This window comes from Acidovorax sp. CCYZU-2555, assembly GCF_018413525.1.
Classification (GTDB): Bacteria; Pseudomonadota; Gammaproteobacteria; order Burkholderiales; family Burkholderiaceae_C; genus Comamonas.
Map to the genome: position 1 here is coordinate 30,289 of NZ_JAHCDD010000007.1, position 13,826 is coordinate 44,114.

The following is a 13,826-nucleotide window of genomic DNA, read 5'->3' on the forward strand; positions in this document are numbered from 1 at the left end:
TTGCGGCGTATCAGCGGATCATGGGTGGGCCGGCGCGCTTTGCCAAAAAAAACCCCGCAGAAACTGCGGGGCTTTGTCACTGCGGCTGGTAGCCGCTGTTGCGAATGATCGCCGTCCAGGCGCGCGTATAGGCCTGCTCGCGCTGCGCGAGCTGCTGCGGCGCCATGTGACCCACGGTCAGGCCCAGCGCCACGAGCTGTTCGCGCACGTCGGCCATCTGCAATACCTTGGCGGTCGCCGCGGAAAAGCGCTCGATGAACGCCGCGGGCGTGCCCTTGGGCGCATAGAAGCCGTAGTACGGCATGTCTTCGAAGCCCTTGACGCCCTGCTCGGCCAGCGTGGGCACATCGGGCATGGCCGCCTGGCGGCGGTCGCCGAGCACCGCGATCACGCGCATCTTGCCCGCGCGCTGGTGTTCGATGAAATCCTGCACGGCGGCGATGCCCGCTGGAATCTGATTGCCCAGCATGTCGGCCAGCATGGGCGCGCTGCCGCGGTAAGGCGCGGCGACCAGGTCGAGCTGAAAGCGGCTCGACAGCTGCTTGACCAGGAACTCCGGCGTGGACGCGGGCGCGGGAATGCCCACGGCGCTCTTGCCACCCTGCTGACGCACCCATTGCACGTACTCGGCGAGGTTCTTCGCGGGCGTGTGGCTGGACACCGCGAGCGCATTGACGAAAGTCGCGATGCCGGTCACGGGAACGAAGTCCTGGGCGGGATCGAAACCGGGCTTGCGAATCACCTGCGGCAGGATGGAAATCGTGTGATCGTGCGTCAGGAACAGCGTATGGCCGTCGGCAGGCGCGGCCTTGAGCTGCTGCGCCGCGATCTGCCCGCCCGCGCCCGGGCGGTTGTCGACCAACACCGTGGTGCCCAATTCATCGCGCAGCTTCTCGGCGAGCAGGCGGGCGATCGCGTCCGTGCCGCCGCCCGGCGGAAAGCCCACGAGGATGCGTATCGGCTGCGGGTCGGCCGCAAGGGCGCTGGCGCCCCAGGCCGCCACGGACGACACCACGGCGGCATGGGACAGAAGACGGCGACGTGAAAGACGCATGTTCACTCCAGTGGAATCAAAAGGACGGCAGCGCAGCCGCGCTGCCCGGACCGGCGCTTACGCCAGACGTGCCTTGTGGCGTGCGAGCTGGGCGCGCACCTGGGCCGGCGCCGTGCCGCCCAGCGTATTGCGCGCGTTGAGCGAACCGCGCAGGCTCAGGCACTCGAACACGTCCTGTTCGATCTGCGGGTGGAAGCCCTGCAGCGTGGCCAGCGGCAGCTCCGACAGGTCTACGCCTTCGGTGATCGCGGCCTTGACCGCATGCGCGACGGTTTCGTGCGCATCGCGGAACGGCAGGCCCTTCTTGACCAGGTAGTCGGCCAGGTCGGTGGCGGTGGCATAGCCCTTGAGCGCCGCGCGTTCCATGGCTTCGGCGTTGACGCCAATGCCGCCTTCCTTGACGCCCGTGGCCGGGTTCAGCTGGCCGCCGACCATTTCGCTGAAGATTCGCAGCGTGTCCTTGAGCGTGTCGACGGTGTCGAACAGCGGCTCCTTGTCTTCCTGGTTGTCCTTGTTGTAGGCCAGGGGCTGGCCCTTCATCAGCGTGATCAGGCCCATCAGGTGGCCGACCACGCGGCCGGTCTTGCCGCGCGCCAGTTCGGGCACGTCGGGGTTCTTCTTCTGCGGCATGATCGACGAGCCCGTGGTGAAGCGGTCGGCGATCTTGATGAAGCCGAAGTTCTGGCTCATCCACAGGATCAGCTCTTCCGAGAAACGGCTGATGTGCACCATGCACAGCGCGGCAGCGGCGCTGAATTCGATCGCGAAATCGCGGTCGCTCACGGCGTCCAGGCTGTTCTGGCACACGCCTTCCATGCCCAGGCTGCGCGCCACGCGTTCGCGGTCCAGCGGGTAGGTGGTGCCGGCCAGCGCGGCGCTGCCCAGCGGCAGCACGTTGACGCGGCGGCGCACGTCGGCCATGCGCTCGGCGTCGCGCTTGAACATTTCGACATAGGCCAGCAGGTGGTGGCCGAAGCTCACGGGCTGGGCCACCTGCAGGTGGGTGAAGCCCGGCAGAATCACTTCGACATGGCGCTCGGCGGTTTCGACCAGCGACTTCTGCAGCTCGCCCAGCAGGCCGCTGATCACGTCGATCTCGCCGCGCAGCCACAGGCGCACGTCGGTCGCGACCTGGTCGTTGCGGCTGCGGCCGGTGTGCAGGCGCTTGCCCGCGTCGCCCACCAATTGCGTCAGGCGCGCTTCGATGTTCAGATGCACGTCTTCGAGATCAAGCTTCCACTCGAAGCCGCCGGCTTCGATTTCGGCCGTGATCTGGGCCATGCCCTTTTCGATGGACGCATGGTCTTGCGCCGAGATGATGCCCTGGGCCGACAGCATTTCGGCATGCGCCAGACTGCCCATGATGTCGGCCTGCCACAGGCGCTTGTCGAAGAACACGCTCGAGGTGTAGCGCTTGACGAGGTCGCTCATGGGCTCGGAAAACAGCGCCGACCATGCCTGGGCCTTGGTATCGAGCTGGTTGTGGGAAGGTTGCGTGGTGGAGCTGTTGGACATGGAAGGGGCAATAATCAGAGGGTTCAGACACCCGGAACAACCGGATGCCGCAATGCAAGATATGCAAATTTTATCGACCCCGCCCGGTTCCGACCAATCCGGTCCTGTACTAGCCCCCACGGCTGGTGCGGCGCAGCGCGTTCTGGTGTTCGATGCCTGCCATGTCGGCGTGGTGCTGCGGGCCGTGCTGTTCGTGCAGAGCGTGGTCGCCACGGCCGCGCTTTTCGGCGCCGACAGCGCGCTCGATTGGCTGGCCCACATGGCCCTGGTCACCAGCGGCACGCTGCCAGGAACGCTGCTGTGGCTGGTCGCGGCCTGCGGGCTCAAGCGCCTGCTGCAGCGCCTGCCCAGGCAAGCCCAGGTCCTTGCGGGCATGGGGCTGGGAGCGCTCTGCGGCCTCTATGCCTGCGCCATGCTGTGGCTGGTCGATGACGCACCGACTTCGTACTGGCTGGCCAGCGCTGCCACCGGCGCGCTGCTGTCGGCGCTGCTCGTGACCGCGCTGCAGCTGCGCGCGCGTGCGCGTGCGCCGGCCGCGACCACGGCCCGGCTGGCCGAACTGCAGTCACGCATACGCCCGCATTTCCTGTTCAACACGCTCAACAGCGCCATTGCACTGGTGCGCGCCGAGCCGGCCAAGGCGGAAGAGCTGCTCGAAGACCTCAGCGACCTGTTTCGCGGCGCGCTGGCCGAACCCCATGCGAGCACCACGCTCGACGAGGAAATTGCGCTGGCGCGGCGTTACCTCGCCATAGAGCAGGTGCGCTTCGGTGCGCGGCTGCGCACCGAATGGGCGCTGGACCCCGCGGCAGACGCGGCGCGTCTGCCGCCGCTGCTGCTGCAGCCGCTGGTGGAAAACGCGATACGCCACGGCATAGAGCCCAGCCCCGAAGGCGGCACGCTCACGCTCTCCACCCGGCTGCACCGCGGCCGCGTGCTGATCACGATCACCAACAGCCTGCCGCCCAGCAGCGCCGCGGCAAAACCCGGCCATGGCATGGCGCTGCGCAATGTGCGCGAGCGCCTGTCGCTGCTGCACGACCTGCAGGCCGATTTCAGCGCCCGCAGCCGCCAGGGCAGCTACCGCGTACGCATCAGCCTGCCGCTGGAGGGCGTGGCATGAATCGCTCCTTGCACATTCTGCTGGTCGACGACGAAGCGCTGGCGCGCAGCCGGCTGCGCACGCTGCTGGCCGATGCGGCCGCCAGCGACCCTGCCCTGCCGCCCTTGGTCGTGCACGAAGCCGCCGACAGCGACCAGGCCTGGGAATTGCTCGATGCGCCCGATTGCGCTATCGAGCTGCTGCTGCTCGACATCCACATGCCGGGCCAGGACGGCCTGTCGCTGGCCGAACGCCTGCGCGGCCTGGCCCGGCCTCCGGCGCTGGTGTTCGTCACGGCCTACAGCCTGCATGCGGTCAACGCTTTCGAGCTCGAAGCACTCGACTACCTGACCAAGCCGGTGCGCCTGGCGCGGCTGCAGCAGATGCTGGCCAAGCTGCTGCGCCAGCGCATGCCCGCAGCCGCGCCCGCGGCGCAGGAAAGCGCGAACATGCTGCTGATCCAGGACCGCGGCCGCACCGAACGCGTGCCGCTCAACGAAGTGATCTATTTCAAGGCCGAGCTGAAGTACGTGACCGTGCGCACGGCCGGCCACAGCTACATTCTCGACAGCGCGCTCAACGACCTCGAATCGCGCCATGCCACGCAGTTTCTGCGCGTGCACCGCAACGCGCTGGTCGCGCGCCATGCGCTGCGCGCGCTGGAAAAACACCATGACGCCGAAGAAGGCGACGGCTGGGCCGTGCGCCTGCAAGGCATCGCCGAGCCGCTCGCGGTCTCGCGCCGCCAGCTGCCCGCGGTGCGCGCGGCGCTGCGCGATGCGAGCGAGCCGTCAGTGTGAGTGGGCCATGCCGCTGACCAGCGTCACCAGCACCATGCCGGCGACCAGCCAGGCGATCTGCGCGAAAGTCTCGCGCGCCGTGAGGCGCTTTTGCAGCTGGGGAATCAGATCGGCCAGCGCCACATAGACAAAGCTGCTCGACGCCAGCACCAGGAAGTACGGCAGCCAGTCCTGCAGCTGTCCGACCAGGAAATAGCCCGCGATGCCGCCCAGCGCCGTCACGGCGCCCGCCAGCGAGACCTTGACCAGCGCCACGCGCCGGTTGCCGCTGGAATGGCCCAGCACCACCAGATCGCCAATATGATGCGGCACTTCATGCGCCAGCACCGAAGCTGCGGCAATCAGGCCCAGCCGCATGTCGGCCAGAAACGCCGAGGCAATCAGCACGCCGTCGCCAAAGCAATGCACGCTGTCGCCCGTGAGCACCGCCCAGCCGCCCGTGGCTTTGCCGTGGTCATGGCCATGACCATCGCCTTGGCCATGCGCGTGACCGTGGCTGGGATGGTTGTCATGCCCGTGGCCATGCTCATGGCCGTGGTGCCAGAGTTCGGCCTTGTCGAGCAGGAAGAAGAACACCACGCCGACCAGCAGCGTGAGGAAAAGGTCATGCGCGCTGGCTTCGCTGTTGAAGGCTTCGGGCAGCAAATGCATGAAAGCCGTCGCCAGCAGCGCGCCCGCGGCCAGGCTCAGCAGGCGCTGGGGCATCATGCCGCCGTTCCTGCCCGAAACGCCTACGCGCATCAGCAGCGCAGCCACCCATACACTGCCAATGCCAGCGGCCAGGGTGGCCAAGATGATTGCTATTAAATTCATAGCTGGATTCTTTTTCTATGGCCGCAGAAGACCGATCCAGCTAATTTTCGCAGAAAGACGCGGCAACTGCGCTCGCGCCGGCCCAAAAACGGCGTTGCGCGGCCCGCAGGTTCATCTCCGCGCCCTCAAAAGGTTCAAGCGCCCAACAAGCTGCGCCCGGCCACTGCGCCTGGTCCCGGCCCGGCAGCACCCGCCTCTGCACGGCGGCCAGCGCCTGCTTGGTTCCGATCGGCGACCGTTGGCAGCACGCCCCGCGCGGCCTACTGCGCTGAATTTGTTGCCAATAGCCGTGGCGGATTCAAAAGCAAAATGCAATGCCGTGAATTCCAATGAACCCGGGCAGCAGGGGCTCATCCGTGCGGGTTTTTACGGGTCAAGCAGGATCGGGCAAATTTGCATTGGCGTATTGCACGGCGTACGCTAAAACCTCGCCAACCATCGGTGCATCAACATTTCTCTCCACCATCTCGAGTAATTTTGATTTTTCTCCGCTCTCCAGCAGCCACTTATCCAGGAGTTTAATATGCCTGTACCTCACCGCCATGGACATAATTTCCAAAGATATTTTTTCAGGCATTTCTTTGGAGTACCCCTCCGAATCCAATAAATCCAATAAATTATATAAAAACTCCAGAGAAATATTCAAATTAATTTTTACTGTTTTAATTGCATTATTGCCAGACAGATAAGCTTCACCTTCTTTAACCCCCCAAAATGCAACAGCCCCCCTAACTGACGGAGTATATCGTGACTGCGGATATTGCAACGGCGGGGCTGGCATTTGCCGCCGCATTGGCTGCTGTTTCGCATAGGGAAACAAGGGTGGCATTGGCTGCCGCACTGGCTGCCGCACTGGCTGCTGCATTGGCTGCCACATTGGCCGTTCTTGCAGCCCAGGAACTGGGTGTAAATAGTTCAGGAATGTCAGTGGAGGATGCAGGGGTTGCATTGGCTGCTGCATTGGCTGCTGCATTGGCTGCTGCATTGGCTGCTGCATTGGCTGCGGCCTCGCAACAATGGGGCGAAGTGCCGAAATATCACGTTCAAAAATATTATCCAAACGATCTCTATAAGAAGAAAGAAAAAGTAAATTATCACCAATTAGAAATTTATGACGAAACTTCCCATCAAGATATTTTCCTGAAGAAAAATCCATACTCTTAGAAAAAACCGAAAAATCCAGAACTTTCCCGAAACAAAGATCTATATCACTTCTATCTTTATCATGATAATCAAAACTACTGACAGACTTGGAAATAGAATATATTGAATGCTTCAAATCATTATCAATGCTTTTCAGCAGCGATTCATCAAAGATATTAAATATATGATCTGACGTTTTAAACACCCCCACGAGCGCTCTGGCAGCCACGATTTCGCCTTGTGCTATAGCGTATTCCAACAACTTCCCGCCACCAAGAAAAAATTCTTTTATATATTTTTCTTTCTGGAACTCCTTCAACAAGTACGCGAATGACTGAGAAGCGCCGGTTTTCACCGCCAACATCATGGCTGTTTCTCCGGCCTTATTGACTGCATTGATATCCCGCGGATCTTTCATCTCACCCAGCACAGTTTCTATGCATGCAGGAACATCGGAACGCACGGCATACATCAGCAATGTTTGCCCCCCTCCATCAGGCTGGTTAATATCATCTTTGTTTCCGCGCGCGGCCAACAACAATTTCAGGCATTGATTTTGGGCAGTCACTGCAGCGAGCCCCGAAGCCCTCATCACATCGTTGTTAACTTCATCGCTACCTCTTGCAGACTCAAGCGCTTCGAGAATGGCTTTGACGCATGAATGAGACCCTCTCAGTGCAGCAAGCATCAGAGCCGACTGTCCATTTTGATTGACTTTACATATGTATTTCGCATCTTGGAGCGCATTTACATACAATGAAACACCTGCATCGTCATTATTCCATGCGGCATGCATCAGGCCTGACACCCCATCCTTCCCCATGAATTCATTGATTTTTTCCGGAGTTTTTAGCGCAGAAACAAACGCAGCAACAAAAGGAAGTGAGTTTTTATCCATTCTATTTAATCCGACCAAAATATCTGAAATATTATAGCCTTCTTCAATGATTTCCAACGCCTTCTTCCTCAGGAACTCCGTTCGCAACGCGCTTACATAGCTTTCTCCACCGCCTTGATTTTGCGCGATACTGATAGATGTATTACCTCTATTGTCTTTTCCATCAATATCAGCACCCGCTTGAATCAAATCCCGCATTAATCCCGCAGAAACTTTCGCCTTTACCGCCAGTATCGCAACCCTGTGACCTTGCTGCTCACAAGCACGAATATCTGCGCCAGACTCCAGCAGCTCCCTTATATACCCCTCGCTCACATCTGGCCGACCTAGTTCTTCCACCAACTTCTTATTCAGCTCAGCCACAGGAATTGATGGCGAATCATTTGGATTGGTGGTGGGATCATCTCTCATTGTTGAATCGCCTGACTGGGGCATTCCAGCGTAGAGAGAAGTGTTCAAAGAATTTCCAGCGGGATAAAAGGACATTTTTGAATGAGAAATGGTTGTGGATAAGCGTCAGTCCCCTCATGGGGGAAAGAAGTTCCATTTCTGTTCGATGACATGGCTCGCCCCAGGGACCTCTGACCTGGCGGCGAAGCTTGGCTTTCCTGGAGACGTCCGGCACATCACCTGTCGCATCAAGCGCATATTCATGCATCGGCGCCATGAAAGCTTTTTTATCGCAGCTGGTCGCGAGCGGCTGTCAGCGTGAAGAATTCATCGCGCGTGATGAAAAAACCCCCAAGTTTGAACTTCTGTCCAACTCTTGGGGTGCAGTTTCATCGGGCGCGGCCCAAGGCAGCGACCCGCCCAGCGGCGCAGCGTGGGGGTCAACCGCGCCGGCGCCGGGCCGCCCCAAGCCGGCGCACGCCCCCTCGGGGGGCAGCGATCCGCGCAGCGGTGGAGCGTGGGGGCCTGATGGATGGACTAATGTGCCTGGTCCCAGTTCGGCCCGACACCGACCTCGGCCAGCAACGGCACCTTGAGCTCGGCCACCCCCGCCATCAGCCGCGGAATCGCGCTCCTGAGCCAGTCCACATCGCCCTCGGGGAGCTCGAATACCAGTTCATCGTGCACCTGCAGCACGACCTGAATGGCCGGGCGGTGCGCGTCCAGCTCGGCCTGCACCGCAACCATGGCCTGCTTGATCAGATCGGCGGCCGTGCCTTGCATGGGCGCATTGATCGCCTGGCGCTCGGCAGCCTTCTTGCGCGGGCCGTTGCCGCCATTGATATCGGGCAGGTACAGACGTCGGCCGAGCACAGTTTCGACATAGCCGTGGGCGCGCGCAAATTCCACGGTCTCATCCATATAGCGCTTGACGCCGGGATAGCGCTGGAAATAGCGGTCGATATAGGCCGCGGCGGCCTTGGTCTCTATGCCCAGGTTCTTGGCCAGGCCAAAGCTGCTCATGCCGTAGATCAGACCGAAGTTGATCACCTTGGCATAGCGGCGCTGCTCACTGCTGACCTGCTCCACATCGACGGCAAACACTTCGGCCGCCGTCGCACGATGCACGTCGCGGCCTTCCTGGAAGGCCTTGAGCAGCGACTCATCGCCCGACAGGTGGGCCATGATGCGCAGCTCGATCTGCGAATAGTCGGCGCTGGCAATCACGCGGCCCGGCGGCGCAACAAAGGCCTCGCGCACGCGCCGGCCCTCGGGCGTGCGGATAGGGATGTTCTGCAGGTTGGGGTCGTTGCTCGACAACCGGCCCGTGACGGCCACGGCCTGGGCGTAATGCGTGTGCACGCGGCCCGTGGCCGGCAGCGCGAGCTGGGCCAGCTTGTCGGTGTAGGTGCCCTTGAGCTTCGACAGGCTGCGGTGCTCGAGCAGCTTGGCCGGCAGCGGGTAGTCGGCGGCGAGCTTTTCGAGCACTTCCTCGTCGGTGCTGCGCGCTCCGGTCGCGGTCTTCTTCACCACGGGCATGCCCAGCTTGTCGAAGAAGATTTCGCCCAGCTGCTTGGGGCTGGCCAGATTGAACGGCTGGCCCGCGATTTCATAGGCCTCGGTTTCGAGCTGCACGATGCGCTGGCCGAGTTCGTTGCTCTGCTTGGCCAGCGTCGCCGCGTCGATCAGCACGCCGTTGCGCTCGATGCGAAACAGCGCTTCGCTGGTCTGCAGTTCGAGGTCATAGACGGCGCGCAGCGCGGCCTCGGCTTCGAGCTGCGGCCACAGCACGCGGTGCACGTCGAGCGTCTGGTCCGAGTCTTCGCACGAATAGGCCGCGGCCTTGTCGACCGGCACCTGGGCGAACGGAATCTGGTGCACGCCCTTGCCGCACAGGTCTTCATAGGTCGTGCCGCTGCGGCCGGTATGGCGCAGCGCCAGGCTGGACAGCCCGTGCGGGCGGTGCACTTCGAGCACATAGCTTTGCAGCATGGTGTCGTGCGCATAGCCCTGCACCTGGATGCCGTGGTTGGCGAACACATGGCGGTCGTACTTGATGTGCTGGCCCAGCTTGGCCCGCTGGGCGTTCTCGAGCCAGGGCTTGAGGCGCGCGAGCACTTCGTCGAACGGCAGCTGTTCGGGCACGTCGAGGCCCGCGTGGCGCAGCGGAATATAGGCGGCAGCGCCGGGCTCCACGCTGAAGCTGATGCCGACGATCTCGGCGCGCATCTCGTCGAGCGAAGTGGTTTCGGTGTCGAGCGCCGTGAGCGGCGCGGCCTCGATCTTCGCGAGCCAGGCATCGAAGCTGGCCCAGGTCAGGATCACGTCGTAATCGACGCTGCGCTTTTGCGCGGCTTCGGCCTCTTCCGTGGCCTCGGCGGACTCCTGCTGCTCGGCGAACATGTCGCCCGTGTCCTGGTCGGCGCGCGGCTTCGCGGCCTTGGCCTTGGGCTCGACCGGCGCTTCGGCCTGGTTTTCGATCGCCATCGCCAGGCCCTTGAAGCCGTTCTGGAGGTAGAAGTCGCGCAGCGCGTCGTTCTCGGGCGCGCGCCAGGCCAGGCCGTCGAGCGACGGCAGGCCCACCACGTCTTCGACCAGATCGCAATCGGTCTTGATCGTCACGAGCTGGCGGCCCGTGGGCAGCCACGCCAGGCTGTCGCGCAGGTTCTGGCCGGCGACGCCCTTGATCTCGTCGGCGCGCGCGAGCAAGGCGTCGAGCGAGCCGTATTCATTGAGCCACTTGGCCGCGGTCTTGGGGCCGACCTTGGGCACGCCGGGAACGTTGTCCACGGTATCGCCGACCAGCGTCTGGAAATCGACCATCAGCGACGGCGGCACGCCGAACTCGGCGGTGACGCCGGCGACATCGCGCACCTTGCCGTTCATGGTGTCGATGATGGTGATGTGCTCGTCGACCAGCTGGCTCAAGTCCTTGTCGCCGCTGGAGACCACCACGCGCACGCCCTGGCGCGACGCGACCTGGGCCAGCGTGCCGATCACGTCGTCGGCCTCGACGCCCTTGATCGCCAGCACCGGCCAGCCCAGCATGCGCACCACGGCGTGGATGGGCTCGATCTGCGCGCGCAGGTCGTCGGGCATGGGCGAGCGCTGGGCCTTGTACTCGGGGTACAGCGCGTCGCGGAACGTGGGGCCGCTGGTGTCGAAGATGCAGACCGCGTAATCGGCGGGGACTTCCCTTTTGAGGGACTGCAGCATGTTGATCATGCCGCGGATCGCGCCCGTGGCGGGGCTGGTCGGGTCGCCGGGCCGGGCCCGCAGATCGGGCATGGCGTGGTAGGCGCGGTACAGATAGCTGGAGCCATCGACCAGCACCAATGTCTTGGAATTGCTCATGCCAGGATTGTGCACGGCGCCGGCCCCTGCGCGCACTGGATTTCCCCACGGGATAAATTGATGACTGGCTCTACAATCACCCCATGCGCGCCGCCTCACTTCTCCTCCTCCTCAGCCTGGCTGCCAGCCCGTTGCTGGCCCAGAATCCGCCTGGCAATGCCGTTCAGGCCGCCCCTGACGCGTCCGAACCGCGTACCGCCCCCCAGGGCGACAAGAACAACCAGCGCGTGGAACGTATCCGCGTGGAGGACGAAGGCAGCCGCGTCGACGAAGTGCGCGTCGGCGGCCAGACGCAAAGCATCACCGTGACTCCCAAGGTCGGCGACATGCCCGCCTACGAAGTGCAACCCAGCGAAGGCGTGCGCAACCGCAGCCGCAGCAGTTCGGACACCACGGGCCCGCGGGTCTGGAACATGCTGAAGTTCTGAGCCCTCCGGCGCTCACTCTTTTTTCCTCTTCTTTCCTGCGCCGCCCCCGGGGCGCGCCCCTTGCCATGGCTGTTTTTACCGAAGTCTCCGACAAAGAGGCGCGCGACCTGCTGCGCCACCTGCCGCTGGGCCAGTTCCAGAGCCTGCGCGGCATTCAGGGCGGTATTGAAAATACCAACTACTTCCTGACGACCGACCAGGGCGAGTGGGTGCTGACGCTGTTCGAGCGCCTCACGGCCGAGCAGCTGCCTTTCTACCTGCACCTGATGAAGCACCTCGCGCACGCCGGCATTCCCGTGCCCGACCCGCAGGCGCACAAGCAAAGCGGCGACATCCTGCTGCGCGTGTGCGGCAAGCCCGCGGCCGTAGTCAACCGCCTGCGCGGCAGCAGCCAGCTCGCGCCCGCGCCCGTGCACTGCGCGGCCGTGGGCGACATGCTTGCGCGCATGCACCTCGCGGGCCGCGACTTCGACCGCCAGCAGCCCAATCTGCGCGCCCTGCCCTGGTGGAATGAAACCGCTCCGGTAGTCATGCCCCATCTGGACAGCGGCCTGGTCGATCTGCTGCAGTCCGAACTCGCCTACCAGAATCACATCGCGGCCTCGTCGGCCTACGCCGCGCTGCCACGCGGCCCGGTGCACGCCGACCTGTTCCGCGACAACGTGATGTTCGAAGGCGAACAGCTCACGGGCTTCTTCGACTTCTACTTCGCGGGCGTCGACAGCTGGCTGTTCGATCTCGCGGTCTGCCTCAACGACTGGTGCATAGACCACGCCACGGGCGCGCACGATGCGCCGCGCGCCCAGGCCATGCTCGCCGCCTACCAGCGCGTGCGCCCGCTGACCGAAGCCGAGCGCCAGCTGCTCAACGCCCAGCTGCGTGCCGGTGCGCTGCGCTTCTGGATTTCGCGCCTGTGGGACTTCTACCTGCCGCGCGAAGCCGCGATGCTCACGCCCCACGACCCGCGCCATTTCGAGCGCGTGCTGCGCCAGCGCATTGCGCATCCGGTGAGCCTCGCACCCTGAGCGCAACCCGGCCCCATCCATCGACGCCAGCATCTTGCTGGCGTTGGTCTTTCTGCATCCTGTGTGCCAAGTCTTTAAATATGCTTTTCCTCGCGGGATTGGGCAGCCTCGCACTGTTCGCCTTCCTGTCACTTTTCCTGATGCTCGCGCCGGGGCTGGTTACTGGTACCACGTGTCGCTTCCCCAGGCCCTGCTCTTGAGCGCGGGCGCAGTCCTGCGCGACTGCTTTGGCGCGGTGTCGTCGCCATTTCCTGCGGCGTCGGACACGCGCTTGGTCACGACCTGAGCGCCGGGCTTGCGGCGGCATCGGGCCGTGGCGACATGCGCGCTCCCACCCCCGACCTGAATGGTCAAAAATGCCTGCGGTACAGTAACGCTATTGGCGCACGCGCGCGCCCGCTACTGCTTCCCCAGGATTCGACCGTTTCATGAAACTCCAGATTGTTCCCGCCCGCATAGGTGTCCAGTGGGTCAAACTTGGCGTCCAGACTTTCTGGCGCCAACCCTTGGCCCTGGCCGCGCTTTTTATCCTGGCGATTGTCGGCATGTCGCTGATCAGCATCGTGCCGCTCATCGGGCCCGCGCTGGCGCTCGCCTTGTTGCCCGCCACGTCGCTGGCGATGATGGTCGCGGCCGCCGAGGCCACCCAGGGCCGCTTTCCCACGCCGGCGCTGCTGCTGGTCGCCTTTCGCACCGGGCGCCAGCGCCTGAATGCCATGGTCATGCTGGGCCTGCTGTACGCCGTGGGCTTTCTGGCGATCATGGGGCTGTCGGCCTTGATCGACGGCGGCACGTTCGCCGAGATCTATCTGGGCGGCGAGCCGATGACGCGCGAAATCGCCGAAGATCCGGCCTTCCAGTCCGCGATGTGGCTGTCGATGGCGCTGTACATCCCGCTGTCGCTGATGTTCTGGCATGCGCCCGGACTGATTCACTGGCACGGCATTCCGCCCGTCAAGGCGCTGTTCTTCAGCCTGGTCGCCTGCATGCGCAACTGGCGCGCCTATCTGGTGTTCTGCTTCGCCTGGATGGCCTTCTTCATGGCCTGCGGCATCGTGCTGGCACTGCTCACCGGCATTCTCGCGAGCCTGATCGGCACCGTGGCCGGCGGCATCATGGTCGGCGCGGCAATGATCCTCGCCGCGATGTTCTTCACATCGATCGTGTTCACGTTTCGCGACAGCTTTTCCGCCCCCGATCCCACCAATCCGGCAGATGCCGAACTGCTCGAAGAGTAAGCCTCGCAGCCACCATGAAAAAAACGCCCCGAGGGGCGTTTTTTGTTGGGGAATCGCTTCCCCCTT

General features: G+C 63.1%; 10 protein-coding genes. 5 read left to right on the forward strand and 5 right to left on the reverse strand.

The window, feature by feature from the left end; genetic code table 11:
• Nucleotides 1–76: 76 nt before the first annotated feature.
• Nucleotides 77–1,054: a Bug family tripartite tricarboxylate transporter substrate binding protein gene (locus KHY18_RS03815; RefSeq protein WP_213294494.1), complete on the reverse strand. Its 978-nt coding sequence runs from the start codon at nt 1,052–1,054 to the stop codon at nt 77–79.
• A gap of 57 nt (nt 1,055–1,111) precedes the next feature.
• Nucleotides 1,112–2,569, reverse strand: a complete 1,458-nt coding sequence (gene argH / locus KHY18_RS03820) for an argininosuccinate lyase (RefSeq protein ID WP_213294497.1) — start codon at nt 2,567–2,569, stop codon at nt 1,112–1,114.
• Between the two features lie 52 nt (nt 2,570–2,621).
• Here argH and KHY18_RS03825 point away from each other — a divergent pair, with 52 nt between their 5' ends.
• Both KHY18_RS03825 and KHY18_RS03830 read left to right on the forward strand, forming a co-directional pair.
• Complete coding sequence (locus tag KHY18_RS03825; protein ID WP_213294500.1) at nt 2,622–3,692, forward strand: sensor histidine kinase; 1,071 nt, start codon at nt 2,622–2,624, stop codon at nt 3,690–3,692.
• Nucleotides 3,693–3,700: 8 nt separating this feature from the next.
• Nucleotides 3,701–4,471: a LytR/AlgR family response regulator transcription factor gene (locus tag KHY18_RS03830; protein WP_213294627.1), complete on the forward strand. Its 771-nt coding sequence runs from the start codon at nt 3,701–3,703 to the stop codon at nt 4,469–4,471.
• Here KHY18_RS03830 and KHY18_RS03835 read toward each other — a convergent pair.
• From KHY18_RS03835 to polA, 3 genes are all read right to left on the reverse strand, one after another.
• Nucleotides 4,463–5,284 carry a ZIP family metal transporter gene (locus KHY18_RS03835; protein ID WP_213294503.1) on the reverse strand — a complete coding sequence of 274 codons (822 nt, stop codon included), beginning with the start codon at nt 5,282–5,284 and terminating at the stop codon, nt 4,463–4,465. The genes KHY18_RS03830 and KHY18_RS03835 overlap by 9 nt on opposite strands.
• Nucleotides 5,285–5,657: 373 nt before the next feature.
• A complete protein-coding gene (locus KHY18_RS03840) occupies nt 5,658–7,784 on the reverse strand; it encodes an ankyrin repeat domain-containing protein (RefSeq protein WP_213294505.1) in 2,127 nt (708 codons plus the stop codon).
• 468 nt (nt 7,785–8,252) lie between these two features.
• Complete coding sequence (gene polA / locus KHY18_RS03845; RefSeq protein ID WP_213294507.1) at nt 8,253–11,069, reverse strand: DNA polymerase I; 2,817 nt, start codon at nt 11,067–11,069, stop codon at nt 8,253–8,255.
• 83 nt (nt 11,070–11,152) lie between these two features.
• On the opposite strand from polA, the gene KHY18_RS03850 reads away from it, so the two are divergent.
• The 3 genes from KHY18_RS03850 to KHY18_RS03860 all read left to right on the forward strand — a co-directional run bounded on the left by KHY18_RS03850 (nt 11,153) and on the right by KHY18_RS03860 (nt 13,760).
• Nucleotides 11,153–11,497: a hypothetical protein gene (locus KHY18_RS03850; protein ID WP_213294509.1), complete on the forward strand. Its 345-nt coding sequence runs from the start codon at nt 11,153–11,155 to the stop codon at nt 11,495–11,497.
• Between the two features lie 65 nt (nt 11,498–11,562).
• The gene (locus KHY18_RS03855) at nt 11,563–12,522 is read left to right on the forward strand and encodes a homoserine kinase (protein WP_213294511.1); all 960 of its coding nucleotides are present in this window, start codon (nt 11,563–11,565) and stop codon (nt 12,520–12,522) included.
• A gap of 428 nt (nt 12,523–12,950) precedes the next feature.
• Nucleotides 12,951–13,760: a BPSS1780 family membrane protein gene (locus KHY18_RS03860; RefSeq protein WP_213294513.1), complete on the forward strand. Its 810-nt coding sequence runs from the start codon at nt 12,951–12,953 to the stop codon at nt 13,758–13,760.
• Nucleotides 13,761–13,826: the final 66 nt, after the last annotated feature.